This window comes from Nocardioides eburneus (genome assembly GCF_040838215.1).
GTDB lineage: Bacteria > Actinomycetota > Actinomycetes > Propionibacteriales > Nocardioidaceae > Nocardioides > Nocardioides eburneus.
In genome coordinates this window covers 1-25,536 of record NZ_JBFPJR010000037.1, presented here as the reverse complement: position 1 = coordinate 25,536, position 25,536 = coordinate 1, and the positions used below count along the sequence as shown (strand labels likewise).

Sequence of the window (25,536 nt, the reverse complement as noted above, 5' to 3'; positions counted from 1 at the left end):
ACAATGCCGGGCGCGACCCACGCCGTTCAGCATCGGCGCCCACGAATCTGCCACCGTGAGGTTTGTAGGATCCCTACAACGTGCGCGCGGACTGGCGGCCGAGGATGAGGGCCAGCCTCAGGGTGAGCGCGTCGCGCGGGTCGCCGGGGGAGTAGCCGGTGAGGTCCGCGACCTGGCGCAACCGGTAGCGCACGGTGTTGGTGTGGACGAAGAGGGCTCGTGCCGTGGCCTCCAGCGAGCGACCCGAGTCGAAGTACGCCGTCAGCGTCTCGATGAGGGTGCTGCGCGCGTCCACGAGAGGACGGTAGATCTCGTCGACGAGGTGACGGCGAGCGTGGCCGTCGCCCGCCAGGACCCGCTCGGGCAGGAAGTCGTCGCTCGGGGCGGGTCGCGGGGCCTCGGGCCAGCCGGGCGCCGCGCGGTAGGCGGCCAGCGCCGCGCGCGCGGACGTCTGGGCCTCGCCGAGCCCCGGCGCCACAGGACCGACGACCACCGGACCCTCCCCGAACAGGTCGGCGATCGCGGCGGCCGCCTCGGTGGCGTCCTTGACGCCGCCGAGCAGCACGACGAGACGGTCGCCCTGCACGGCGCAGAGTGCCTCGAGGCCTTCGGCGCGGGCGCGGTGGCGGATCTCCTCGAAGAGCGCATCGAGTCCGGCCGCGTCCGCCGGGCGCGCGGACGCCGCCCCGAGCACGACGCTGAGCGGCTGACCTGCGTCCCAGCCGAGGGCGCTCGCCCGGGATAGGACGGCCTCGTCGGTCTCGGCGCGCAGGACGGCGTCGACGACGAGGGCCTCGAGGCGGGCATCCCAGGCTCCGCGCTGCTCGGCAGCCCGTGCATAGACCTCCGCCGTCGCGAACGCCACCTCGCGCGCGTAGCGGCTGATGGCGTCGTGGACGTCGTGGGCCTGATCGGGATCGAGCAGGTCGTCGACGTTGGCCTCGACGACCTCGATCGAGAGACGGACCAGGTCGACCGTCTGACGCAGGGTGATGACGCCGGTCAGTGTGCGCGGCGCCTCGCCGAACATCGAGGTCGCGAGGTCCGGCTTGGCCGCGGTGGAGTTCGCGCCCGCGGCGTACCACCGGAGGAACTCGCGAATGCCTGCCTGCACGATCATGCCCACCCAGGACCGGTCCTGTGCCGACAGGTCGCGGAACCAGGGCATGTCGCTGTCCATCCGGGCGGTCGCGGCAGTGGCGAGTCGGCCGGTGGCGCGCTGCAGCACCGCCGCCGCGGCACGGCGGCGGGACGCCAGCGTCGACGGGGATGGTGTCACCCCTCGATCCTCCCACCTCGCCGCCTCGCCGACCCATCTCGCCCGCCCTCCGGCCGGGTGACCCGGACCGTGGTTGACTCGTTGAGGCGAAGGTCTGTGGACGTCCGAGCATTCACCCGCTCGTGGCACGGCGTTCACAGCGATGCCCGATATCCCCGAGGACAAGGATCTGCAGCATGGTCGACACGCCGGCGCCTTCCGCTGAGCCGCTCTGCGCGACGCGGTTCGTGACCATCCACGGCCATCGGCGTGCCTACGTGCTGGCCGGTCGCCCGATCGGTACGGCGCCGGTGGTGCTGCTGCTCCACGGCCTCGCCTGCGACCACCACGACTGGGACCCGGTGATCCCCGAGCTCGCGGCGGACTACACCGTGCTTGCGCCCGACTTCCTCGGCCACGGTGAGTCCGCCAAGCCGCGTGGCGACTACAGCCCCGGAGGCTACGCGAACGGGATGCGTGATCTCCTGACGGTCCTCGGCATCGACAAGGTCACGGTCGTCGGCCACAGCTTCGGTGGCGCGGTCGCGATGCAGTTCGCCTATCAGTATCCCGAACGCACCGAGCGGCTGATGCTCGTCGACCCGGGCGGGCTCGGTCCCGAGGTCACGGTCCTCATCCGGGCCCTCGCGCTGCCCGGCTATGACCTCGGTCTTCGGGTGCTGACTCTGCCGGGCGTTCGGCAGGTCAACACGGGGGCGCTCCGCCTGCTCGGGCGGCTCGGCGGACGGGCGACGCGCGACCTCGGTGAGGTCGCGTCGATCCTCGACTCCTTCAAGGATGCCGGGAAGCGGTACGCCGTCCACAAGCTCGTCACCGGCGTCATCGACGTGCGCGGTCAGAACGTGTCCATGCGCGACCGTGCCTACCTCACCGAGGCGATGCCGCTCTGCGTCGTGTGGGGTGCCGACGACCGGGTGCTGCCGGCGAGCCACGCTGCCGTCGCGTCGGCGCTCGCGCCGAAGGCGCGTGTCGTGGTCATGCCCGACGCCGGCCACTTCCCGCACAAGGATCATCCCGGGGAGTTCGCCGGGCTCCTCACCGACTTCATCGCGAGCACCCGGCCGGCGACGTACTCCCGAGCCCGGTGGCGGCGTCTGCTCAGGTCGGGCGGCACCGCGCCCGAGCTCGCGCCGGTCGACGTCGCCACGGTGCAGGGCGAAGGGGCCTGAGGACGGCCGCAGGGCCCCGGACGGTGTCCGGGGCCTGCGGCCTTTCTCGGGGTGTCCAACGCGCGCGGCGGCAAGGCCGAGGAGCGAAGGCGGCCTTTAAGCGAAGCGGGCCGTCGAGCGACGAGAACGCCGACGACGCGCCGTTGGGCGCCCCGAGGCTCAGGCGTCGCCGCCCTCCTGCTTGATTCCAGCGGTGGCGGTCGGGTCGTCGATGCGGTAGGTCGCGAAGGCCTTCTCGACCAGCGCGGGGTCGATCTCCCCGGCGTCGGCGAGCGCCTGGAGCGCCTGGACGACGACCGACTGGGCGTCGATCTGGAAGAAGCGACGCGCGGCCGGGCGGGTGTCGGCGAAGCCGAACCCGTCAGCGCCGAGCACGCGGTAGTCGTCCGGGACCCAGCGGGCGATCTGGAGCGGGACCGCGCGCATGTAGTCGGACACCGCGATGACCGGACCGTTGGAGCCGCTCAGCCTCTCGGTGACGAATGGGGTGCGCGGCGTCTCGCCCGGGTGGTTGAGGCTCCACTGCTCGGTCGCGATGGCGTCGCGCGCGAGCTCGTTCCACGAGGTGACCGACCAGGTGTCGGCCTGGACCCCCCACTCCTCCTTGAGGAGGCGGGCGGCCTCATCGATCCATGGGAAGCCGACGCCCGAGGCCAGCAGGCGCACCCGTGGGCCCTCGCCCTCGGCGACCGAGACCTGGTGGATGCCTCTGAGGATGCCCTCGACGTCGACGCCCTCCGGCTCGGCCGGCTGCGCGACCGGCTCGTTGTAGACCGTCAGGTAGAAGATGACGTTCTCGCCGTGCGGGTGCTCCTCGGACGAGCCGTACATCCGCTCGAGACCGGAGCGCATGATGTGGCTGATCTCGTAGGCGAACGCCGGGTCGTAGTGGACGACCGCCGGGTTGCTCGCGGCGAGCAGCGGGCTGTGGCCGTCGGCGTGCTGCAGCCCCTCGCCCGTCAGCGTGGTGCGGCCGGCGGTGGCACCGACGAGGAAGCCGCGGGCCAGCTGGTCGGCCATGGCCCAGATCGAGTCGCCGGTGCGCTGGAACCCGAACATCGAGTAGAAGATGTAGAACGGGATCATCGGCTCGCCATGGGTGGAGTACGCCGATCCCGCGGCCGTTGCCGAGGCGAGCGCGCCTGCCTCGGAGATGCCCTCGTGGAGCATCTGTCCGTTGGTCGCCTCCTTGTAGGAGAGCAACAACTTGCGGTCGACGGACTCATACTGCTGCCCGCCCGGGTTGTAGACCTTGGCGGAGGGGAACATCGAGTCCATGCCGAAGGTGCGGTACTCGTCGGGCGCGATCGGCACGATCCGCTTGCCGATCTCCGGGTCCTTCATCCAGTCGCGGAGCAGGCGCACGGTCGCCATCGTGGTGGCGATCTTGTTCTTCCCCGAGCCCTGCTTGAGGTCCTGGTAGACGTCATCGCCGGGCAGGGTGAGCGGCTTGCTGCGCAGGACGCGGCGCGGGACCGAACCGCCCAGCTGGGCGCGTCGCTCCTGCATGTACTGGATCTCGGGGGAGTCCGGTCCGGGGTTGAAGAAGGGCGCGGCGCCGGTGCGCGCGTAGGTCTCCTCGAGCTCCTTGTCGGAGATCGGCAGGTAGAGACGGTCGCGGAACTTCTTCAGGTCCGCCATCGTCAGCTTCTTCATCTGGTGGGTGGCGTTCCGGCCCTCGAGGGCGTCGATGGTCCAGCCCTTGATGGTGTGCGCGAGGATGACCGTCGGCTGACCGACGTGCTTGGTCGCGGCGTCGAAGGCGGCGTAGACCTTGCGGTAGTCGTGGCCGCCGCGCGGCAGCTTCCGGATCTGCTCGTCGCTCATCTCCTCGACCATCTTGCGCAGGCGCGGGTCGGTGCCGAAGAAGTTCTCGCGGATGTATTCGCCGGTCTCGACCGAGTAGGTCTGGAACTGGCCGTCGGGCGTGGTGTTCATCTTGTTGACGAGCACACCGTCGACGTCCTGCGCGAGCAGCTGGTCCCACTCACGGCCCCAGATGACCTTGATGACGTTCCATCCGGCGCCGCGGAAGTTGGCCTCGAGCTCCTGGATGATCTTGCCGTTGCCGGTGACCGGGCCGTCGAGCTGCTGCAGGTTGCAGTTGACGACCCAGACCAGGTTGTCGAGCTCCTCGCGGGCGGCGATGCGGATCGCGCCGAGCGACTCGGGCTCCGCCATCTCGCCGTCGCCGAGGAACGCCCAGACGCGCTGCTGGCTGGTGTCCTTGATGCCGCGGTTGTCGAGGTAGCGGTTGAACCGCGCCTGGTAGATCGAGTTGAGACCGGTCAGGCCCATCGACACCGTCGGGAACTCCCAGAAGTCCGGCATCAGCCGCGGGTGCGGGTACGACGACAGGCCGGCGTGGGGACCGTGCTGGACCTCCTGGCGGAAGCGGAAGAGCTGCTCCTCGGTCAGTCGGCCCTCGAGGAAGGCACGGGCGTAGATGCCGGGCGAGGCGTGACCCTGGATGTAGACCTGGTCACCGCCCCCGGGGTGGTCCTTGCCGCGGAAGAAGTGGTTGAAGCCGACCTCGTAGAGGCTGGCGCTCGACTGGTAGGTGGCGATGTGGCCGCCGACCTCGAGGCCCTTGCGGTTGGCGCTCGACACCATGACGGCGGCGTTCCATCGGATGAACGCGCGGATGCGTCGCTCCGTGTCCTCGTCGCCGGGGAACCACGGCTCGCGCTCGGGGGGAATGGTGTTGATGTAGTCGGTGCTCCGCAGCGCGGGCACGCCGACGTTCATCTCACGAGCGCGCTCGAGCAGGCGCAGCATGACATAGCGCGCACGCTCACGGCCGCCCGACTCGATCATCGAGTCGAACGAGCCGAGCCACTCCTGGGTCTCCTCCGGGTCGATGTCGGGGAGCTGGGTCGGCAGGCCCTCGTGGATGACGGTGGGCTGGGACGGGGTCACCGATCCCGTGCCTGAAGTGGGGATGGATTCATCGGTCACGCTCCCATGTTCGCACGCAAGGGAAACACTGTGTAAACCCCCTCCCTGCTACTAGCGAGTAGCCATTTGTGCAGGTCGGAGGCAGGGTGGAGGGGTGCTCGCGGCGGTCGCGAAGTGGCGGATCCGGCGACACGCAGGGGCGCGGGGTTGCGCGGTCAGCGGGTTCTCCGCTGGACTACTCACCACCGAAAGTCCGCGCATGGGGCGTGGATGCAGAGACTGGAGGACGACTCGTGAGCTCGACCGCGGCCACTGGGCCTGCGGACCGACTGGGTTTCAAGCCCGGGATGGTCATCCAGGAGCTGGGCTGGGACAACGACACGGATGACGAGCTCCGGGTCGCCATCGAGGACGCCATCGACGCCGATCTCGTCGACAGCGACTACGGCAACGTGGTCGATGCGGTCATCTTGTGGTGGCGCAACGACGACGGCGATCTCGTCGACGGACTGGTCGACGCGCTGACGGACCTCGTCGGAGGCGGCGCGATCTGGCTCCTCACTCCGAAAGTCGGGAGGCCGGGTGCCGTCGACCCGGCCGAGATCGCTGAGGCCGCCCCGGTGGCCGGCCTCTCCCAGACGACGAGTGCGGCGGTGAGCAAGGACTGGACGGCCGCCAGGCTCGTCGCGCCCAAGACACCGGCGTGATGTCGCTCCTGGGCAAGGCGCTCTCGGCGGGCAGTGGCCTCAAGGTCCTCGCGACCTCCGGCGTGGTCAGGCCCTACGCGCCGACCACGCTCGCCCGGATGGGCAGGACGCTCGCCGAGTGGGGCCTCGGGCCCGCGGGCGGTTTCGCCGCCCTCGCCGTACGCCACCCCGACCGGCCCGGCGTCGTCGACGAGCTCGGCACGCTGACGTACGCCGAGATCCACCGTCGCTCCAACGCGCTCGCCCGGGCGCTGGCCGACCTCGGCGTCGGAGCGGGGGACGGAGTGGCGATCATGTGCCGCAACCACCGCGGGTTCGTCGACGCAACCCTGGCGGCCGCCAAGCTCGGCGCCGACGCGCTCTACCTCAACACCGCCTTCGCCGGCCCGCAGCTCGTCGACGTCATCGCGCGGGAGAAGCCGGTCGTCGTCATCCACGACGAGGAGTTCACCGGGCTGCTCGACGGTGCGGCCATCGAGCACCGGATCCTGGCGTGGACCGATGCGGCGGGTGGTGTCGCCGCGACGCCGACGGTGGAGGGTCTGATCGCGGACGGTGACGACGCCGACCTGGTCCCGCCCGCGCGTCACAGCCGGCTCATCATCCTCACCTCCGGCACGACCGGCACCCCGAAGGGCGCCCCGCGCAACGAGGCCGGCGTCGACGCGGCGATCGCACTGCTCTCCCGCATGCCGCTGCGAGAGGGATGGCGAACCCATATCGCCGCACCGCTCTTCCACACCTGGGGCATCGCCCACCTGCTCCTCGCGATGCTGCTCGGCTCGACGATGGTGCTCCGGCGCCGGTTCGACCCGGTCGACGCGTTGGAGGCCGTCACGACCGAGCGGTGCGACTCGGTCGTCGTGATCCCGGTCATGCTGCAGCGGATCCTCGCCCTGCCGAAGGAGACGCTGGCGTCGTACGACCTGTCGTCGGTGAAAGTCGTGGCCTCGTCCGGATCGGCGCTCCCGGGTGACCTCGCCGTGCAGTGGATGGACCAGTTCGGTGACCACCTCTACAACATCTACGGCTCGACCGAGGTTGCCTACGCGTCGATCGCCACGCCGACGGACCTGCGCGAGGCGCCGACGTCCGCCGGGAAGCCGCCGTGGGGGACCGTCGTCCGCATCCTCGACGCCGAGGGTGGCGAGATGCCGGCGGGGGAGCCCGGGCGGATCTTCGTCGGCAACGGACTCCTGATGGAGGGCTACACCGGCGGTGGCGGCAAGGAGGTCGTCGATGGGCTGATGTCCACCGGTGACGTGGGGCGTTTCCGGTCCGACGGGCGGCTCTACGTCGAGGGTCGCGACGACGAGATGATCGTCTCCGGGGGTGAGAACGTCTTCCCCAAGGAGGTCGAGGACTGCCTCGCGCGGCATCCCCACGTCGTCGAGGCCGCTGCGGTCGGCGTGGACGACGCCGAGTTCGGCAAGCGGCTGCGCGCGTTCGTCGTGGTCGACGACGTGGGCTGTCCCGAGGACGAGCTCAAGGACTGGGTGCGGCAGAATCTTGCTCGGTTCAAAGTGCCGCGGGAGATCGTCACGATCGAGGAGCTGCCGCGCAACGCGACCGGCAAGGTGCTGAAGCGCGACCTGGCCAGCTGGGCTCCACAGACTTCGACGGAAGGCGGCGAATGAGCGGACTGCAGATCGGAGGGGCGGCGCCGGACTTCACCCTCCGCGACCAGTTCGGCCAGGAGGTCACGCTCTCCGACTACCGCGGCAGCAAGGCCGTGGCGATCTTCTTCTTCCCCTACGCCTTCTCCGGCGTCTGCACGGGGGAGATGACGGGCCTGCGCGACCGGCTCGAGGAGTTCATGACCTTCGACACCGAGATCCTGGCGATCTCGTGCGACGCGCGGTTCTCGCTGCGTCAGTTCGCCGACACCGACGGGCTCAACTTCCCGCTGCTCTCCGACTTCTGGCCGCACGGCGAGGTCGCCCGGGCGTACGACGTGTTCGACGACCGCACCGGCGCGGCCCGCCGGTCGTCGTACATCATCGACCGGGAAGGCGTCGTCCGCTGGTCGGTGCACAACGCGAACCCGGACGGGCGCGACCTTGCCGAGCACCTCCGCCAGCTCCGCGCGGCGGTCTGAGCGGGCTCGTGTGGGGCGGCGCATGACGGGCGGCTGACGGGCGCCTGAGGGACGCCGGCGCGGGCCAAAAGGAAAATCTTCAACGAAGTTGCGGGAAACACTTTCCTCGCCGGCCGCGACCGTCTAACGTTCTGAGTGTTGAGCCGCTGGTGACCCGAGACGCCAGCGGCTCAACTTCCATTTGTGCGCCAGTCGGGGCGGTTCGTCCCACGGAGCACCTTCGGTTCGTGACGGCCGCGGCGGGTCGCGTAGTCTGTGCCGGCCCAGTGATCGTTGCTGCGCGGGCGTATAGCTCAGTTGGTAGAGCGCGTCCCTTACAAGGACGATGTCAGGGGTTCGAGTCCCTTTGCGCCCACGAAGTGCGTCAGTAGACAAGGTCGACTCCCGGAACGGGAGTCGACCTTCGTCACTTGGTGAGTGTCGATCGTTACGCTTGAGACATGAGCACGCCAACGCCCGCTTCGCTTCGCCTGCGCGAGGCGCTCGCAGAGCGCAGTCGCGAGGTGTCGGAGATCCTGGCGAAGTACGGCGCCACGAACGCTCGCCTGTTCGGCTCCGTCGCTCGGGGTGAGGCCCGACTAGATAGTGATGTCGACGTGATCGTCGATCTGACGCCCGGCGCCGGTAACGAGCTTCTCCGTGTCGCCGGGCTCTCGGAGGAGTTATCGGCTCTGCTCGGCGTCAGGGTCGATGTCGTTGCCAAGGCTCTCTTGCGACGCGAGGTCTCGGCCACGGCATTGTCCGACGCGGTGGCCGTGTGAGTCGCTCCGACGAGGAGCGCCTGGAGTCATCCGAGTTCGGCTCAATGGCGTACGACGCCGTGCTCCGCAACCTCGCGGTGATCGGCGAAGCAGTGAAGGCTCTGCCGGCCGGGCTGAAGGCGATGCACTCGGAGATCCTGTGGCCCTCGATCGTCGGACTCCGCAACGTGGTCGTGCACGAGTACTTCCGCGTCAACCCAGAATTGGTTCGCGACATCGTCGACGTGCAGCTCAGGAGACTCGCGGCCGTACTCGGCCAAGGTTTCGAGAGTTAGCCGCATTGGGCGTGCTGGCCAGGCCGTGAGGGCCTGGAGCTCGGGTCCGGCCCCCTGCCCGACGGAGGCGTCGACGGCATGGGGCGCATCGTCGGACGCTGACCGGCCGAACGGCGCATCGCGGCCCACGGCGCGCCGCCTGACAGGCCACTGGCGGGAGCGCGTTCTATGACCGGCGCTACTCCGCGCGGATCTCCTGCGGTCTGATCCGTGGGCTGCTGGCGATGACGGTCGCGGCCCCGACCAGGGCGGAGCCCAGGACGGCGACCGCGGCGAGCATCCAGGTCGCGCCCCACGGGAGGGCGGTGTCGGGCTCGCCGTAGGCCAGGTACGTCGCTCCCGCGAGCGCGCCGAGGCCCACGGAGAGGACGGTGCCGGCCGCGAGTGGCACGCCGGCCTCGACCCATTGCGCGCGGCGCAGGGTGCCTGCGTCGACGCCCACGAGCCGAAGGGCAGTGGTCTGCTTGCGCCGTTGGACGGTGCGGTCCACGGCGGTGATGCCGAAGGCGAGGAGCCCGACGGCGAGGATCACTCCGGCGATCGTCCACACCAGGAGCTTGAGGCGCTGCACGAAGTCGTAGGTGGTGAAGTCGTAGCCATCGTCAACGCTGAGTCCGACGGCTGCCAGTTCGCTCGCAAGGTGACGTCCGGGTGCGGCGGTGACCGCCACGTGGACCTCGGTGGAGGGCGGCAGAGCCCCGACCAGGCTCGGCGGCAGCACCAGACTCACCTGGTCCAGCGGTCCCAACAGCCCTGTGCCGACGGTCGCACCGTTCGACGGTGGACTCGCTTCGACTGGGGTGGCGATGGTGCGGCGGTGCGCGCCGTGGCCGACGGGCCAGCGCTTCGGGAGCGTGCTCCACGGGTCCAGGACGTAGGCATCCCCGTCGTGGCAGGTGCCGACCGAGACCTCGATCCGGGCCAGGTCGGAGCAACTCGCCACGATCGCCGCGTAGCCGCTCCTGCTGTGCAACTGCGGCAGCGCCACCACGGCGCGTACGCCAGGCAGTGATCGGGCCCTCGCCTCAGCGGCATCGGCCTTGGCGAGCGTGGTCGAGAATGAGACGAGCTGGCGGTGATGGAGCTGATCCTCGGCATAGCGGTAGTAGTTCTGATCCTCCCAGGCCACCACCACATATCGCGCGCCGGTGGCCATGAAGAGGCCAAGCATCAGCACGGCCACGATCCGCGCGACGCCGGCAGGCTGCGCCTGCAGCCGCCGAGCCGCGAGCCGGACCGCCGGGCCGTGGGTGAGCCGGACCAGCAGGGCGGCGAAGAGCCGAACGAAGACCGGGACGATCAGCAGGATCCCGACCCCGAGCAGCGCGATGCCCGCGAACATCCAGGGCAGGGCGTCGTCCGGGTCCCCGAAGAGGGGCCTCGGCTTGCCGGACCGGACGCAGGCGCACAGGATCGTGCCCACCAGGAGCGGGCCGAGGCGCCAGGGGCGTGGCGGAGTCCGGTCGGCCCGCCTGGCGGAGGCGAGCGCCTCGTCAGGCCGGCTCCGTTGCGGGAGCACGGCACTGGCGACCGCCAGCACCGGAGGGGCGATGACGGCGAGCGCCGAGTCGACGGCGTACGGCGCGAAGTGGAGCCGCCAGTCGAGACCGGCCAACTGGATCCCCGCGAGGAGGGGGCGTAGCAGCCAGAACGCGGCGCAACCGAGAGTCGTGCCAGCGACGGCGGCCCCACCCGTCTCGGCGGCGGCGCAGACCCGCGTCTGTGTGGGGGTGAGCCCGACCAGGCGGAGACCGGCGAGCCGCCGGTCGCGCATGCTCGCCGAGAGCCGAGCGACTGTCATGACGAGTACCGCGCATGGGATGGCGATCGCGGTCGCACAGGCGAGCGCGAGCCGGCGATCGTCGGCTGGGTCCATGCCCTGGAGCAGGAGCGCCCGGCAGGCCGACGCGGTGGTGAGCATGAGGAGTTCGGCGATGGCGACCGCCAGGGCGAGAGCGAGACTGCGCAGCCGACCGGCGGACGTGAGCCCCAGGCGGGCGCCGAGGCGTGCCGCCGCCAGGGTGGCCGTCATGCCGGGATCCCGACGCTGATGCGGCCGTCGCGCACGACCACGACGTCGTCGAGGTGCGCGGCGACCCGGTGATCATGGGTGACCACGACGAGCGCAGTGCCCTGGTCGACGCTGAGCCGCGTCAGGGCGTCCATCACCTGCTCGGAGCTCACCGTGTCCAGTGCGCCGGTCGGCTCGTCGGCGAGGACGATCGCCGGGCGATGGGCCAGCGCGCGGGCCACGGCAGCGCGCTGGGCCTGGCCACCCGAGACGGCTCCGATACGGCGGTCGGCGACCTCGGCGACACCGACCTGCTCGAGCACCTCGACGGCGCGCCGGCGTGCCGTCGCCGCGCGGGTGCCGAGGACCTGGAGGGGAAGCATGACGTTCTCGACGAGCGTCAGCTCGGGCACCAGATCGCCGAACTGGAAGACCATCCCCATCCGCGCCAGTCGTGCTCGGCTGCGGCGAGCCTCCGAGAGCGTGTCCAGCCGTCCGCCCTCGAGCCACACCTCGCCGGCGCTGAGCGGCACGATGCCGGCCAAGGCATGGACAAGAGACGACTTGCCGGAGCCTGAGGGGCCCATCACCGCGGTGCGACTTCCCGCCGCCAAGGCGAGGTCGATCGCGTCCAGCGCCACGGTGGCGCCGTACTCGACCCGCAGGCCGCGGGCCTCCAGGAGGGCGGTCACCGGACGGCCTTCGCGAGGGCGTCGGCGGCAGGCTCGAGCCGTGAGCCCGCCTCCTCGATCCAGCGCAGGTCGGCGTCGAGGTGAGCGAGCTCGTAGGTGATCGCAAGCGTGGCGGCCGCGTCCGCCGTACGCCGCTCGGCGGTCAACTCGCGCATGCGCGCCAGGTGCAGCGCGCGCTGGCTGTCCAACACCTCGGCCGCCGAACGCCCCGAGAGCAGCGCCACCGAGACCCGGGCGAAGAGGCTGCTGGAGGAGAACTCGGAAGGTGCCTCGGCCGCGTACACCCAGCCAGTGACCGCTTCGACCCCGTCGGGGGTGATCCGATAGCGCTTCCGCTCCGGACCGTCCGCGATCTCGACTCCCGTGACCTCGGCCCAGCCGTGCTTGTCGAAACGGTTGAGAGCGGCGTACACCTGCCCGAAGGCGAGCGGCCGGGTGCGGGCGAACAGGGCGTCATAGCGATGCTTGAGGGTGTAGCCGTGCGCCGGCTCGCGTTCGAGGAGCGCGAGAAGAGTGAGGGACGTGCTCATGGCGGACACTATACACACGGTGAATAGTGTCGCGGGTGGGCCGTGACCAGTGGCGAATCGTGCCTGAGGGGTCGCGACCCGTATGCTTGGCTCGCTGCCGATCCAGTCTTGCCCTCGGTCAGCGCTTGTGCGGGTTCGCCCGCCTGAGGCCGGCTCCTCCGGCTCCCACGCTCATCCCGGTGGCGTGGTCTTGGCGAGACACACACTCGTCAGTGAGCTGATTCGTGCCGTCCTCTGTGTCCAACTCCGCCACCTTCTCCGCCGTCGGCGTTCCTGCGGATCTGTCCGCGATCCTCGAGCGCCGCGGCATCACCATCCCCACGCCGATCCAGGCCGCGACGCTGCCCGACAGTCTCGCTGGACGCGATGTCCTCGGCCGGGGCCGGACCGGCTCCGGCAAGACGTACGCCTTCCTGCTCCCGCTGGTCGCCCGCCTCGCCGGCGGCCGTGCGAAGCCTGGTCGCCCCCGCGCGCTCGTGCTCGCGCCGACCCGGGAGCTCGTGGGCCAGATCAAGGAGTCGCTCGACCCGCTCGCGCGGGAGGCCGGACTCCGCGTCCAGACCGTCTTCGGCGGCGTGGGCCAGGGGCCGCAGGTCGCGGGTCTGCGGGCCGGCGCCGACGTCGTGCTGGCCTGCCCCGGCCGGCTCGAGGACCTGCTCGGCCAGGGCGCGTTCACCTTCGAGGATCTCGAGATCACGGTCCTCGACGAGGCGGACCACATGGCCGATCTCGGCTTCCTCCCCGTCGTACGCCGGCTGCTCGACCGCACGCCGCGCGGCCAGCGTCTGCTGTTCAGTGCCACGCTCGACAACGGGATCGACGTCCTCGTGAAGCGCTACCTCCACGACGAGGTGGTGCACCAGGCGGACAGCGCCCAGTCACCGGTGTCCACGATGGACCATCACGTCCTGCGCCTCACCCGCGAGCTGCGCGTGCCGGTGATCGTCGACCTCGCCAGCGCCCCCGGCCGGACCGTGGTGTTCACCCGGACCAAGCATGGTGCGAAGGGGCTGGCCCGCCAGCTCAACCGCAACGGCGTGCCGACGGTCGAGCTGCACGGGAACCTGTCGCAGAACGCGCGGGTCCGCAACCTCGACGCCTTCCACGCCGGTGAGGCCACCACGCTGGTCGCCACCGACATCGCGGCCCGTGGCATCCACGTCGACGACGTCGCGCTGGTCGTCCACGCCGACCCGCCGGCCGAGCACAAGGCCTACCTGCACCGCTCCGGTCGTACGGCGCGCGCGGGCGCCGCCGGCACCGTCGTCACGCTGATGACGGCGGAGCAGGCGAAGGACGTCCGCGATCTCACCCGCGCCGCCGGCATCAAGCCGACTATCACGCAGGTGGACAGCGCCCGACACCCGGTGCTGCAGGAGCTCGCCCCGGGCGATCGCAGCATGCCCGGCGCCTTCGTGCCGGTTGTGGTCCAGCCTGAGCGGCGTCCCGCCGGCGAGGGGACCGGCACCCGCAAGAGCCGCCCGGGCAGCCGGGCTCGGAAGCGTCAGGCGTCCTCGCGGCAGGAGAGCGGCGCAGAGACCGGCTCGACCACGAGCGGTCAGAAGCGCCCGCAGAGTGCGAAGGCCCCGCAGCGCCCGGCCGGCCGCCAGCACGCGGTCGAGGGCGAGAGCTCACGGCAGGCACCTCGGCAGGGCTCGTCCCGGCGCCGCGGTGGACGCGCGCAGGGCCAGCGGAACGCTCGATAGGACGACATCGGTCCCGGGCGCGGCGAGCCCCCGCTCGCCGCGCCCGGGACCGGTCCGGCTCCGCCCGGCTCACAGATAGCGGTGTCGGCAGGCGCCGAGGCCGGCGACGAGCTGGCCGACGAGCACCGCGATGAGGATGACCAGCGGGACCGTCCAGTCCGAGGTCGCGTCGTGGACCGCGCCGACCACGATCGGGCCGGCGGCGGCGATGAGGTAGCCGCAGGACTGCGCCATGCCGGACAGGGCGGCCGCCTGCTCGTGATGACGGGTGCGCAGGCCGAAGAGCGCCAGGGCCAGCACGATCAGGCCGCCACCGCCGACTCCGGCCACCGCGCTCCACAGCAGACCCAGCCCGGGGGCGGCGAGCTCGCCGCTGACCGCGACGAGGTAGAGGGTGCTCAGCCCCGCCAGCAGCAGCCGCTGGTCGCGCGACCAGCGTTGGACGACCCAGCCGGTCAGGATGTTGCCGGCGATCGAGGCGACCTGGAGGACGCTCATGTGGGCGCCCGCGGTGCTGCTGGTCACGCCGTGCGACTCCTCGATCGAGGGCCACCAACCGATGAGGGTGTAGTAGACCATCGACTGCAGGCCCATGAAGAGGGTGACCTGCCAGGCCAGCATCGATCGCCAGGGCAACCGGTGAGGTACGTCGACGGCGTCGGCCGTGGCCGCGGCGTCTCCCGCGGCGTCGGCGCGGCGGACGGCAGCGCCGCGCAGCTGGGGCAGGAACACCGCGACGCCCAGCAGGGCTAGGCCGGCCCACACCCCGAAGGCGAGTCGCCAGCCGTGGTCGCTGAGCCCAGCGATGGGGACGGCGAGCCCGGCGCCGAGCGCCGCGAGGGCCGACTGGGCGACCGAGTAGGTGCCGGTGAGCCGCCCGACGGCGTGCGGGAAGTCGCGCCTGACGACGGCCGGCAGCAGCACGTTGACGAACGCGATCCCGAGGCCGAGGAGCGCCGTACCGATCCAGAGGGCGGGGACCCAGGGCACCGATCGCGCCACGACGCCGACGCAGAGGACACTGAGGGCGAGGGTGATCGCAGGCTCGAGGCCCAAGCGCCGCGCGACGGCCGGGGCGACGGGCGAGAAGACCCCGAAGCACAGCACCGGCAGGCTGATGAGCGCCGACGCTGTGGTCGAGGAGAGGTCGAGGTCGTCGCGGACCCGGTCGAGCAGCGGGCCGACGGTGGTGATCGACGCCCGCAGGTTCGCGCCGGCGACCAGGATGCCGACGAGCGCGAGGCCGGCGCGGAGGCGTCGGGGAGCGGGGCTGAGGGTGACGGTGGACAACGCTGTCCTTCTCTTCGGTGGCGGTTCAGGGGTATGGGCTGGTGCGGTCCGGTGTCAGGGCTGGGGCACTGTGCGCAGGAACGCCTCCCGCGCGTGGCGCAGGATCCGCAGCGTGGCCGTCGCGGCGGCGTCGGGATCGCGTCTGGCGATCGCCTCCACCAGTGCCCGGTGGGGGTCGTCGTCACCCCAGGACGCGATCAGGAACCGGGTGAGGTCCTCGTCCGTCGCGCCGTGGGGGCGGTAGGTCGACCCCCGGTCGAGGTGGCGGTGCATGTCGGTGAGCAGCGTGTTGCCGGCGATCTCGACGACCGCGGCATGGAAGCGCAGGTCCGTCGCGATGTGGGCCGCGGGCTCGGGGTCGGCGTCGCGCGCGGCGAGCAGGTCACGGAGACGCTCGACGTCGGCCCGGCCTGCTCGTTCGGCGGCGAGCCGGGCAGCGTGGATCTCCAGCGCCTCGCGGACCTCGAAGACGTCGATCGCGGCCTCCACCGAGGCCCGGCGCTGCAGGGCGACCTCGAGCTCGCTGGCGGCGCGGACGTAGGTGCCGTCGCCGGGACGTGCCTCGAGAAGCCCCGCGTGGACCAGGCCGCGGATCGCCTCCCGCACCGTGTTGCGGCTGGCGCCGAACGTCTCGACGAGCTGGTGCTCGCCCGGGATGCGACTGCCGACCGGCCAGTCGCCGGAGCGGATCTCGTCGCGGAGCTGCTGGCTGATCCGGGTGGCCAGGGGGACGTTGCGCGGCGTGGGCGTCAGCGGCATGCGGCAAATGTAGGACATTTGGCCGCCGATGTGCTCGGCTCTCGCGATCCGAGCACCACAACCCGCGACTCGACCCGCCACAACGCGCAACTCGGTGCGTCAGAACGCGCGACTCGGTGCGTCAGAAGGCGCAACTCGACCGGGTCAGGCCTCCTGGGGGTGGGTGGCGAGGGCCTCGACCGTCACATCCATCCAGGGGAACTGGGGCAGGGACGTGAGCGCGTCGTGGAGGGCCGTCGCGTCGGGCGCCTCCCAGAGGCCGACGACGGCGCGGCGTCCGGGGACGCGCCACAGCCGCTTGAGCACGCCTGCCTCGCGCAGCTCCATCGCGCGCGCCCGCTCGGCGGACTTGAGCTCCGCGCGACGCTCGTCGGTCATCGTCTCGGGCAGGGCGGTGTCGAACCGCACCAGGAACTCCACGTCGGACTCCGATCAGTGGTGGGAGGGGTGAGGGGGAGCAGGCGTCACTCGGCGAGCACGGCCAGGAGCGCGTCGGCGAGGGCCTGCGGCGCCGTGACCATGGCCTCGTGGCCGGTCTCGAGAGTGTGCACCGGCCAGCCAGCGGCCCGCGCCTTCTCGGCGTACGGGGCGAAGACCTGCATCCAGTCGACGCAGTCGAGGTAGGCCGCCGGCACGTCCTTGCCGGCGCCGGTCAGGCGCAGCGGCTGGGTGTAGGTGAGCCACGGGTGCGGCGTGAGGCGAGGGGTGAGCCAGTCGAGGTCGGCCTGCTCCGTCACGCCGAGCACGGTGAGGGACCGCGGCGGGATGAGCCAGCCGAAGCCGGGACCGTCGACGGACTCGTGGTAGTGGTGCGCCACGGTCTCCGGGAGCAGGTCGATGGCGGCGTCGCCGTCGTCGCCCACGAACGCGTCCAGGTAGACGCGCTTCGCGACCAGGTCGGGGCGCTGGTCGGCGACGGCCGTGACGACCTGGCCGGCGTAGCTGTGGCCGACGAGGGTGACCGGCCCGGGGGCCTCGGCCTCGAGCAGGCGCACGATGTCGGTGACGTGGGTGTCGAGACCGACGCTCGGGGTGAGCAGGTGCGCGCGGTCGGAAAGGCCGGTCAGGGTCGGCGTGTAGACGCGGTGGCCGGCGGCCTCGAGGAGCGGTCGGACGCGCTGCCAGCACCAGCCGCCGTGCCAGGCGCCGTGGACCAGGACGACGGCGCCCGCCGTCGTACGTCCGCTGTCAGTGCTCTTGTCGGTGATGGTCGTCACGCTGCCCGACGCTAAGGCGCCGAGACGTGCGACCGGATCGGACGCCGGACCCGCATCGGTTGCCGGGAGGGGACCCGGAGGCTAGGTCATTTGTCCCGCTTCCGCTTGGCGGTAGGGCCTGTCCGGCGTGCGGGTGGGCTACCTAGGCTTCGGGGGACCAGCGACGCGCGAGGAGGACGACCGTGCCCATGCCCGCCCCGGAGCTTCCTCCGGAGGCGCTGCGAGACGCGCCCGACGGGATCGCCGTGATCGACCGCGGCGGCCGGTTCGTCGCGGCGAACCCCGCGGCGGTCGCCCTCTGCGGTCCGGCGTACGCAGTCGGCGGCCCCTCGCCGTTCCCGCCGGTGACCCGGGTGGAGCCCGAGCGGGCGGACGCCGGTCCCGCGGTCGCGACGTCGGCCGAGGAGCGGCTGGCGACATGGGAGGCCGCGGGGGAGCGTCGCGAGTTCGCCTACCGGGAGTCGCCGCTTGCGTCGGGGGAGCGCGTCGTGGTCTTCCGCGACGTGACCGGCCAGCGCGGGCGTCAGCGCCGCCTCGAGGCGATCGCCTCGGTGGCCGCCCGGGTGGCCACCGGACACTCGCTGGAGCGCACCCTGGAGGCGCTCGCGGCGGAGGTGCTGGCCGCCGAGGCGATCGCGGCCGTGCAGGTCCTGACGGTCGACGACAGCGGTGAGCGCTTCCACGTGATGGGGGCCGCGGGCTTCCCCAGCACGCCGGACTTCTTCGACCGGCTGCAGGCCTGCGAGGACGCCGGCGCCGAGCTGCGGATCGTCGAGGCCTTCGCGACCCGGCGACCGGTCGTCGTCCCGCACCGCTACGCCTCGATCATGGTCGATCCGGCGTGGACGCCCGTGCGTGACGTGATGCGCGACCCGCCCTGGGACTGGTTCGCGAGCCTGCCGATGATGGTGCGCGACGTGCCGGTGGGGGTGCTCAACGCCTACTTCGCCCCAGGGGTCGAGGTCGGGCCGGCGGCGCTCGACTTCCTGCAGGCGATGGCGACCCAGGCGGCCCAGGCGGCCCGCTATGCGGCGCTGCTCGACCGCGAGCGCTCCGTCGCGGCCCAGGAGGAGCGTCAGCGCCTCGCCCGCGACCTGCACGACTCGGTCGTCCAACGGGTCTTCTCGATGGGCATGCAGGCCGAGACGCTCAAGATGCGCGCCGGGCGCGAGGGCCTCGACGTCGTCGACGCGGCCGTCGTGCAGGATGCCGCCGGCGAGCTCGCCGAGGCGGCCGGGGTGGTCCTCAAGGACCTGCGCGCGATGGTGAACGACCTCCATCAGGCGCCCTTCGAGCGGCAGGGGCTGCTCGACGCCCTCGACGATCTCGCCCACAGCGTCGGCGCGCGCACCGGGCTCGACGTCCGGGTGGGCGTCGACGACCCCGACCGCCAGCTCGACGCGCTGCCGGCCGACCTCGCCGACGACGCCTACCGGGTCATCGCCGAGGCCGTCCAGAACAGCCTCAAGCACGCCGACGGGCACGAGGTCCGCATCCATGTGCAGCTCAGTCGCCGCGGCGCCCAGCGCTGGCTCGTCGCCGAGGTCCGCGACGACGGGCGCGGCCTGCCCGCGGGACCACCAGCGCCCGGCGCCGACGGTGGCTTCGGGATGACGACCATGCGCGAACGGGCGCGCCGCTGGGGCGGCGGGGTGACCGTCAGCTCCGCGCCTGGGGCCGGGACCGCCGTACGCCTGGCGATGCTGGTGCCCGTCCGGGTGCCGACCGCGCGCCGACCCGGTCCCGGGACGGGGCGACGTACTGACGAGGGGAGCAAGCCGTGCTGACCGACACCGCGAGTGTGGGGGTGCTCGTCGTCGACGATCACGCGGTCGTCCGACGGGGGGTGACCGCCTATCTCGACGTGCTCGACGACGTGACGGTCGTCGGGGAGGCCGGGGACGGGCGCGAGGCGCTCGACCGGCTCGAGGCCCTCGCCGTGCTCGGCTCGCCGCTGCCCCGGGTCGTGCTGATGGACCTGATGATGCCGGTGATGGACGGCGTCGAGGCGACCGCGGAGATCGCCCGCCGACACCCGGAGGTGAAGGTCGTCATCCTGACCAGCTTCGGGGAGATCGAGCGGGTCAACGCGGCGCTCGAGAACGGCGCGGCGGGCTACCTGCTCAAGGACGCGGGCCCGGCCGAGGTCGCCGAGGCGATCCGGGCCGCCGTCCGCGACGAGGTGTTCCTCGACGCCGCGGTCGCCCGCCGTCTGGCCCAGCAGATGCGGGCGCCGCAGAGCGGGCTCGCCGTCCTCACCGTCCGCGAGCGCGAGGTCCTCGCGCTCGTGGCCGAGGGACGCTCGAACCGCGAGATCGCCGCCGAGCTGGTCATCAGCGAGCGCACCGCGCGCACCCACGTCAGCAACCTGCTCGGCAAGCTCGGGCTGCGCTCGCGCACCCAAGCCGTCCTGCTCGCGATCAAGGAGGGGCTGGTCAAGCCCGCCGGCTGAGCCGCCTGCCTACGTCACATGACGTAGGCAGGACGGGACCGGGGGCGCCGTAGGTGCCGTCAATCGCCGGATCTCGCGCCGCTCCGACGTGCGTAGCGTCACACCTACGCTCACACGCAGGAGGGGACCATGGCGCAGCTCACCATCTCGCCGGAGGACGTCGCCGTCGAGGCATCGCTCGAGGCAGCAGTCGAGGCCGCGCGGGACACCGCGGCCGGCATCGCGACGATCCCGGACACACCGCTGCTGGACCGGAAGCACCAGCTCGGCGGCTACCGGCTCAACAAGATGGCGATGGGGCTCTCCGACCCCGCCAACCGGGAGGCGTTCCTCGCGGACGAGGCGGCCTACCTCGACCGGTTCGGGCTGACGGAGGAGGAGCGCTCGGCGGTCATGCGGCGCGACTGGCGCGAGATGATCCGGCTGGGCGGCAACCTCTTCTTCGTCCTCAAGATCTCGGCGGTCGACCCGGTGCGCATCACCGAGATCGGTGCCCACCAGGTCGGCATGGAGCACGACGCGTTCCTGCGCGAGCGGCTCGGGAAGCGGGTCTGAGATGGCGCAGATCATCGGAGGCCTCGGCACCTCGCACGTCCCGTCGATCGGCGTCGCCCTCGACAAGGGCCTCGACGCCACCCCGGAGTGGAAGCCGTTCTTCGACGGCTACCAGCCCGCGCGCCAGTGGGTCGAGGAGCAGAAGCCCGACGTCGCGGTCGTCGTCTTCAACGACCACTACAACGCGCTCTTCCTCGATCGCGTGCCAACGTTCGCCGTCGGCTGTGCGGGGGAGTACCAGCCTGCTGACGAGGGCTGGGGCCCCCGGCCGATCCCGCCGTTCCAGGGCGCGCCCGACTTCGCCTGGCACCTCGTCGACACCCTCGTCGAGAACTGGTTCGACCCCGAGGTCATCCAGGAGATCAAGGTCGACCACGGTCTGCAGGTCCCGATGGAGCTCTTCTGGGGACGTCCCGAGGACGCCTGGCCGGTCCGGGTCGTGCCGATCTTCGTCAACGTGCTGCAGTACCCCGTGCCGCTGCCCAGCCGGCTCTACCACCTGGGCAAGACGCTGCGGACGGCGATCGAGAGCTATGAGAGCGACGAGCGCTTCGTCGTCCTCGGGACCGGCGGCCTCTCCCACCAGCTGCAGGGCGCCCGCGCCGGCTTCCTCAACCCCGACGCCGACCGGCAGTTCCTCGAGGACATCGCGACGCGGCCCGACGAGCTCGCGCAGTGGAGCCGGGAGAAGTACGTCGAGACCTTCGGCGCCGAGGGTGCCGAGCTCATCATGTGGCTCGTGATGCGCGGTGCGCTGAGCCCCGAGGTGCTGGTCCGGCATCAGCACTACTTCGTCCCCGCGTCGATGACCGGCGCCGGGATGATCCTCCTCGAGGAGGCCTGAGACCCCGGGGGCGCCCGCCCTCCCAGGGCGCCCCCGGGCTTCCACCCAGCAGCGTCGTGCTTCCAATGGTCGGAAGCGTCCGGCGGGCGCCGTACGTCTTCTTCCGGCGGATGAAACCCGTGCTCGGCGGCGGTCCCCAGCGGTGTTTCGCTGGTGGCGATCCGCCGAGAGAGCGGGACGACGACGCCACAGGAGGAACCCGCATGACAGGTCGGGAGATGCTGCTCGATCCGACGGGCATGGACGAGAGGACGGCCGACGGGACGCTCGCCCCGCGGCCGGTGACGCTGCGTGGCCTCACCATCGGGCTGCTGGACAACACCAAGCCGAACGCGACCGCCCTGCTGCGGGCGATCGAGGCGCAGCTGCGCCAGCGCACGGAGATCGGCGAGACCAGGCTCTACACCAAGGACTACTTCGGCACGCCGGTCAAGGACGAGCTGCTCACGCAGATCGCCGCCGAGTGCGACGTCGTCATCACCGCCGTCGGCGACTGCGGCTCGTGCAGCGCCGCCACCGTCGCCGACGGGATCCTCTTCGAGCGCGAGGGGGTGCCGGCGGTGAGCATCGTCTCCGACTCGTTCTTCATGTCGGGCCGCGCGATGGCGAAGGTGCAGGGCTTCCCGGGCTTCGAGTTCCTCGCCGCCGCGCACCCGGTCGCGAGCCTGGACGACGACGGTCTGCGCCAGCGCGCGGAGACCCTGACGCCGGACGTCCTGCGCGTCCTGGGAGTGGAGGCCTGAGATGACTGCCGAGATGACGACGCCGGACGTGACCGGCCGTGAGGCGGAGGACCTGGCGAACGCCGGGCTGAGCGTCGACGGCGCCGAGCTCCGCGAGGTGCTCGAGCACTACTACGAGAAGGGCTGGACCGACGGGCTCCCCGTCGTCCCCGTCACGGAGTCCTACCTGCAGGAGTTCCTGGCGCGTACGCCCCGCGACCCCGACGACGTGCTCTTCGAGGTGCCCCACCTCAACCGAGCGCTGACGGTCCGGCTCGCGGCGATCAACGCCGGGCTGGCGGGCTGCCTGCCGGCGTACTTCCCGGTCGTCGTGGCGGCCTGGGACGCGATCGCCCAGGAGCCGCACCCGCGCCGCGGGATCTGGCAGAGCACGACCGGCACCGCGCCGTTGACGGTGGTCAACGGGCCGATCCGCGAGGAGATCGGGCTCAACAGCGCGGGCAACGTCTTCGGCTCGGGCTTCCGGGCGAACGCGACCATCGGCCGGGCGATCCGGCTGGCGCTGATCAACGTCTTCGGACTGGTGCCCCACCAGCTCGACCAGGCCACCCAGGGGACGCCGGCGAAATACACCGCCTGCATCGCCGAGTGGGAGGAGGAGAGCCCCTGGGAGCCGCTCCACGTGGAGCAGGGTCTCGACGCCTCCGACAGCGCGGTCACGGCCTTCGTGGTCCGCTCCGTCGTGCACATCGAGGCCCGGCACACCAGCGACCCCGACCAGCTCGCACGCGACTTCGCGGACACCGTCGCACGGACCGGCGCGCTGATCCATGAGTACACCAACGCGCTCCTCGTCCTGACGCCGGAGCACGCGCAGGTGTTCGCCTCGGCGGGGTGGAGCAAGGACGACGTACGCCGGGCGGTCTTCGGCCACGCCGTGCGCACGCGCGCGGAGCTCAAGGCCGTGGGCAAGGACGCGATCTCGCACAACGCTCGCTGGCGGCTTCCGGCCGACCACCCCGACGCCATGCCGGACACCGCGAGCGGCACCGACGACCCCGACCACGTGCATGCCCTGGGGCGGCCCTCGTCGGTCCAGGTGATGGTCGCGGGCGCCAACAACGCCGGCGTCTCGGCGGTCGTCGAGGTCTTCGGTCTCGCGCCCGAGCGGACGCCGCGCGAGCGCCCGTGCTCGGTCAGCCGGATCGAGAGGCGCTGACATGGGCGAGACGAGCACGACGGTCGATGTCGCGCTGAAGGACTTCCGGGAGCTCATGGCCGGTGACGGCTACGCGCTGAGCTGGACGGAGAGCGCGCCCGACAAGGTGGTCGTGACGATCGAGGCGGGGCCGGAGGCGTGCGCGGACTGCCTGGTCCCGTTGCCGGTGATGGAGTCGATCATGGCTGACGCTCTCGCCGCGACGCCGTACGAGCTCGACCACGTCGTGCTCCCCGGCGGAGGCCACTGAGCGGGGAAGAGAGCGGGCGGGGGCTTGGTGCTTCCACCCAGCGGACAAGATGGGAGCGGCTTCCGTGCGGCGGAATCAGTCACTGCGCCGTGCGGGAGCCGCTCCTACGTTGGCTGACGAACTTCGCTGCCCATCAGTCTGACGAGGAGAGCCAATGACGACCCAGAACGAGCCCGAGATCCCCTGGTCCACCGCGCTGGAAGACCCGCTCGCGAGCATCGAGGGCCACTGGTTCGACGGCAAGGTCGCGGTCGTCGCCGGCGGCGGTCTGAGCGGCCCGCTCGGCAACGTCGGCTTCGGCATGGCGTGGCTCTTCGCGCGCAGCGGCGCCCGCGTGGCCGTCCTCGACCGCGACCTGGAGGCCGGCAAGCGCACGGCGGAGATGATCCGCGAGGCGGGCGGCGAGGCGGCGGCGTACGACGTCGACCTCACCGACGAGGAGTCGACCAAGGCCGCCGCCAAGCAGGTGTTCGACGACTTCGGCCGCATCGACGTCGTGGCGACCTCCATCGGCGGCGGCCACGCCAAGGGCATCTTCGAGGTCTCCCTCGAGGAGTGGAAGCTCTCGATGGACCTCAACCTCGTCACGGCGTGGCTGCTGATGCGCGCCGTCGAGCCTTACATGACCGAGGGCGGCGCGATCGTGACCGTCTCCTCGGGGGCCGCCGAGGGGCGTGGCCCCGCGCTGCCCTACGGCATCGCCAAGACCGCGCTGGAGAAGCTCAGCGTCGGTGCGGCGAGCACGCTGGCGCCGCGCGGCATCCGGGTCAACTGCGTCCGCGTCGGCATGATCTGGGGCGCGTTCGCCGCCCGCGGCATGTCCGAGGACCGGCGCGAGATGCGCCGCAAGAACGTCGCCCTGCAGACCGAGGGCACCGCCTGGGACATCGCGTCGGCGGCGTACTGGCTCTGCACCCCGCAGGCGCGTTGGGTCTCCGGTCAGGTGCTCTCCGTCGACGGCGGTGGCTTCGCGATGCGCAACACGGGGGCCGCCGGCTCCAAGTAGCAGCCGGCCCCGGTTGTGAGTGCCAGCGAGGGCCATAGGCCTCGCTGGCACTCACAACTGAGGGGAGTCAGGCGCTGACCGCCCTGGTCTCCTCGTCATCGTTCGCCGCATCGGCGGGAAGGTCGGTGCCGAGGTAGGCCCCGTCGGCGGTGAGCCGCCGCTGAAGCTCGGGGACGTCGACGTCACCGACGAAGACCCCCGCGGAGAGCGCCAGGTCGGCGGCGGTGCCGGCCGCCTGGCCCATGACGAAGCAGGGCCCGGTGACGCGCGCCGAGGACTGGCCCCACTGCGTCATGGAGGCGCAGCGGCCGACGGCGTACAGGTTGGTGACGCCCTGCGGCACGATCATCCGGAAGGGCAGCTGGTTGAAGCCACGGCTGTCCTCGGCGTACGGGAAGCGGAACTCGACGTCGCCCTCGACGTGCGCCTCGACGGGCCAGCCGTTCACGCCGATGGTGTCGGGGAAGTCGACGCAGCCGCGGATGTCGGCCTCGGTGAGCTGGTAGGCGCCGATGACGCGACGCGTCTCCCGGATCCCGACCTGGGGCGCGATGTCGACGATGTAGGAGCCCTCGAACCCGGGTGTCGCGGTCCGGATGAACTCGAACGCGTCGCGCACCTGGCGCCGTCCCTGGATCTCGCCATGCGTGAGCTGGCGAACGTCGGTGCCGTCGACGGGGGAGCCGTCGGCGTTGCTGAGCTGGGTGAGGTTGGAGCGCCACTCGATCGGGTGGCGCTGCGGCCGCACGATCGGCTTCTTCCGCGGGAACGTGTGCGTCCCGGCCGCCTCCGCCTCCTCCATCAGCGTCGCGACGGTGCGCCACGCCTCCCCGGCGCGCACCGGGTCGACGCCGTTGATCCGGAACATCATCGAGGGGTAGAGCAGCTTCTCGGAGACCTCGACCGGGGCCCCCGCCCAGGTGGCGAGGTCGCCGTCGCCCGAGGCGTCGATGAAGATCCGGCCGCGGATCGCGCCGCGGCCCGACTTCGACTCCACGACGACGGCGTCGATCGTGCGGCCGGCCGGGTCCGCCGGATCCCCCGGGTCGCGCAGCACGAGGCCGACCGCCATGGTGTGGAAGAGCAGCTCCCCGCCGCCGGAGAGGACGAGCTCGTCGGCGGCGATCTTGTAGGC

The 25,536-nt window shown here is 71.6% G+C and carries 25 protein-coding genes and 1 tRNA gene; 16 read left to right on the top strand and 10 right to left on the bottom strand.

The window, feature by feature from the left end:
- Positions 1-73: 73 nt before the first annotated feature.
- Positions 74-1,279, bottom strand: a complete 1,206-nt coding sequence (locus tag AB3X52_RS16710; protein WP_367995231.1) for a PucR family transcriptional regulator — start codon at positions 1,277-1,279, stop codon at positions 74-76.
- Positions 1,280-1,455: 176 nt separating this feature from the next.
- On the opposite strand from AB3X52_RS16710, the gene AB3X52_RS16705 reads away from it, so the two are divergent.
- Complete coding sequence (locus AB3X52_RS16705) at positions 1,456-2,448, top strand: alpha/beta fold hydrolase (protein WP_367995230.1); 993 nt, start codon at positions 1,456-1,458, stop codon at positions 2,446-2,448.
- Between the two features lie 159 nt (positions 2,449-2,607).
- Here AB3X52_RS16705 and aceE read toward each other — a convergent pair whose 3' ends face one another.
- Positions 2,608-5,406 carry a pyruvate dehydrogenase (acetyl-transferring), homodimeric type gene (gene aceE / locus AB3X52_RS16700; RefSeq protein WP_437440572.1) on the bottom strand — a complete coding sequence of 933 codons (2,799 nt, stop codon included), beginning with the start codon at positions 5,404-5,406 and terminating at the stop codon, positions 2,608-2,610.
- 233 nt (positions 5,407-5,639) lie between these two features.
- Between aceE and AB3X52_RS16695 the strand changes: the two genes are divergently transcribed.
- The 6 genes from AB3X52_RS16695 (at position 5,640) to AB3X52_RS16670 (ending at position 9,187) form a co-directional block, all read left to right on the top strand.
- Positions 5,640-6,053 carry a DUF3052 domain-containing protein gene (locus AB3X52_RS16695; RefSeq protein WP_367995229.1) on the top strand — a complete coding sequence of 138 codons (414 nt, stop codon included), beginning with the start codon at positions 5,640-5,642 and terminating at the stop codon, positions 6,051-6,053.
- The gene (locus tag AB3X52_RS16690; RefSeq protein ID WP_367995228.1) at positions 6,053-7,690 is read left to right on the top strand and encodes an AMP-binding protein; all 1,638 of its coding nucleotides are present in this window, start codon (positions 6,053-6,055) and stop codon (positions 7,688-7,690) included. The genes AB3X52_RS16695 and AB3X52_RS16690 overlap by 1 nt, the downstream gene beginning before the upstream one ends.
- Positions 7,687-8,151, top strand: a complete 465-nt coding sequence (locus tag AB3X52_RS16685) for a peroxiredoxin (protein WP_367995227.1) — start codon at positions 7,687-7,689, stop codon at positions 8,149-8,151. The genes AB3X52_RS16690 and AB3X52_RS16685 overlap by 4 nt, the downstream gene beginning before the upstream one ends.
- A gap of 282 nt (positions 8,152-8,433) precedes the next feature.
- Positions 8,434-8,506 (top strand) — tRNA-Val (locus AB3X52_RS16680).
- Positions 8,507-8,591: 85 nt separating this feature from the next.
- The gene (locus AB3X52_RS16675) at positions 8,592-8,912 is read left to right on the top strand and encodes a nucleotidyltransferase family protein (protein ID WP_367995226.1); all 321 of its coding nucleotides are present in this window, start codon (positions 8,592-8,594) and stop codon (positions 8,910-8,912) included.
- A complete protein-coding gene (locus AB3X52_RS16670) occupies positions 8,909-9,187 on the top strand; it encodes a HepT-like ribonuclease domain-containing protein (RefSeq protein WP_367995225.1) in 279 nt (92 codons plus the stop codon). Before AB3X52_RS16675 ends, AB3X52_RS16670 begins: the two co-directional genes overlap by 4 nt.
- A gap of 178 nt (positions 9,188-9,365) precedes the next feature.
- On the opposite strand, the gene AB3X52_RS16665 is transcribed toward AB3X52_RS16670, so the two are convergent.
- From AB3X52_RS16665 to AB3X52_RS16655, 3 genes are read right to left on the bottom strand one after another with little or no spacing between them, the layout of a single operon-like run.
- Positions 9,366-11,219, bottom strand: a complete 1,854-nt coding sequence (locus AB3X52_RS16665) for an FtsX-like permease family protein (RefSeq protein WP_367995224.1) — start codon at positions 11,217-11,219, stop codon at positions 9,366-9,368.
- Positions 11,216-11,890 (bottom strand): ABC transporter ATP-binding protein, encoded by a 675-nt coding sequence (locus AB3X52_RS16660; RefSeq protein ID WP_367995223.1) that lies wholly within the window; start codon positions 11,888-11,890, stop codon positions 11,216-11,218. The genes AB3X52_RS16665 and AB3X52_RS16660 overlap by 4 nt, the downstream gene beginning before the upstream one ends.
- Positions 11,887-12,420, bottom strand: a complete 534-nt coding sequence (locus AB3X52_RS16655) for a PadR family transcriptional regulator (RefSeq protein WP_367995222.1) — start codon at positions 12,418-12,420, stop codon at positions 11,887-11,889. Before AB3X52_RS16655 ends, AB3X52_RS16660 begins: the two co-directional genes overlap by 4 nt.
- 224 nt (positions 12,421-12,644) lie before the next feature.
- Between AB3X52_RS16655 and AB3X52_RS16650 the strand changes: the two genes are divergently transcribed.
- A complete protein-coding gene (locus tag AB3X52_RS16650) occupies positions 12,645-14,126 on the top strand; it encodes a DEAD/DEAH box helicase (RefSeq protein WP_367995221.1) in 1,482 nt (493 codons plus the stop codon).
- A gap of 69 nt (positions 14,127-14,195) precedes the next feature.
- Here AB3X52_RS16650 and AB3X52_RS16645 read toward each other — a convergent pair whose 3' ends face one another.
- From AB3X52_RS16645 to AB3X52_RS16630, 4 genes are all read right to left on the bottom strand, one after another.
- Positions 14,196-15,416, bottom strand: a complete 1,221-nt coding sequence (locus tag AB3X52_RS16645) for a CynX/NimT family MFS transporter (protein ID WP_367995220.1) — start codon at positions 15,414-15,416, stop codon at positions 14,196-14,198.
- A 54-nt stretch (positions 15,417-15,470) separates the two neighbouring features.
- Positions 15,471-16,175 carry a FadR/GntR family transcriptional regulator gene (locus tag AB3X52_RS16640; RefSeq protein WP_367995219.1) on the bottom strand — a complete coding sequence of 235 codons (705 nt, stop codon included), beginning with the start codon at positions 16,173-16,175 and terminating at the stop codon, positions 15,471-15,473.
- A 144-nt stretch (positions 16,176-16,319) separates the two neighbouring features.
- The gene (locus AB3X52_RS16635; RefSeq protein WP_367995218.1) at positions 16,320-16,595 is read right to left on the bottom strand and encodes a muconolactone Delta-isomerase; all 276 of its coding nucleotides are present in this window, start codon (positions 16,593-16,595) and stop codon (positions 16,320-16,322) included.
- Positions 16,596-16,639: 44 nt separating this feature from the next.
- Positions 16,640-17,392 (bottom strand): alpha/beta fold hydrolase, encoded by a 753-nt coding sequence (locus AB3X52_RS16630; RefSeq protein WP_367995217.1) that lies wholly within the window; start codon positions 17,390-17,392, stop codon positions 16,640-16,642.
- Positions 17,393-17,580: 188 nt separating this feature from the next.
- On the opposite strand from AB3X52_RS16630, the gene AB3X52_RS16625 reads away from it, so the two are divergent.
- From AB3X52_RS16625 to AB3X52_RS16590, 8 genes are all read left to right on the top strand, one after another.
- Positions 17,581-19,179, top strand: coding sequence for a sensor histidine kinase (locus AB3X52_RS16625; protein WP_367995237.1), 1,599 nt, complete (start codon positions 17,581-17,583; stop codon positions 19,177-19,179).
- Complete coding sequence (locus AB3X52_RS16620) at positions 19,173-19,844, top strand: response regulator (RefSeq protein WP_367995216.1); 672 nt, start codon at positions 19,173-19,175, stop codon at positions 19,842-19,844. Before AB3X52_RS16625 ends, AB3X52_RS16620 begins: the two co-directional genes overlap by 7 nt.
- A 129-nt stretch (positions 19,845-19,973) precedes the next feature.
- Complete coding sequence (locus AB3X52_RS16615) at positions 19,974-20,399, top strand: hypothetical protein (protein WP_367995215.1); 426 nt, start codon at positions 19,974-19,976, stop codon at positions 20,397-20,399.
- Position 20,400: 1 nt separating this feature from the next.
- Positions 20,401-21,243, top strand: a complete 843-nt coding sequence (locus tag AB3X52_RS16610; protein WP_367995214.1) for a class III extradiol dioxygenase family protein — start codon at positions 20,401-20,403, stop codon at positions 21,241-21,243.
- Between the two features lie 203 nt (positions 21,244-21,446).
- Entirely contained in the window at positions 21,447-21,986 is a 540-nt protein-coding gene (locus AB3X52_RS16605) for a UGSC family (seleno)protein (RefSeq protein WP_367995213.1), read from the top strand.
- A gap of 1 nt (position 21,987) precedes the next feature.
- Entirely contained in the window at positions 21,988-23,145 is a 1,158-nt protein-coding gene (locus tag AB3X52_RS16600) for a hypothetical protein (RefSeq protein ID WP_367995212.1), read from the top strand.
- Between the two features lies 1 nt (position 23,146).
- Entirely contained in the window at positions 23,147-23,395 is a 249-nt protein-coding gene (locus tag AB3X52_RS16595; protein ID WP_367995211.1) for a hypothetical protein, read from the top strand.
- A 154-nt stretch (positions 23,396-23,549) separates the two neighbouring features.
- Positions 23,550-24,401, top strand: coding sequence for an SDR family NAD(P)-dependent oxidoreductase (locus AB3X52_RS16590; protein WP_367995210.1), 852 nt, complete (start codon positions 23,550-23,552; stop codon positions 24,399-24,401).
- A gap of 67 nt (positions 24,402-24,468) precedes the next feature.
- On the opposite strand, the gene AB3X52_RS16585 is transcribed toward AB3X52_RS16590, so the two are convergent.
- Positions 24,469-25,536, bottom strand: a 1,068-nt coding sequence (locus tag AB3X52_RS16585; protein WP_367995209.1) for an FAD-dependent oxidoreductase, incomplete at its 5' end; no start/stop codon positions are given.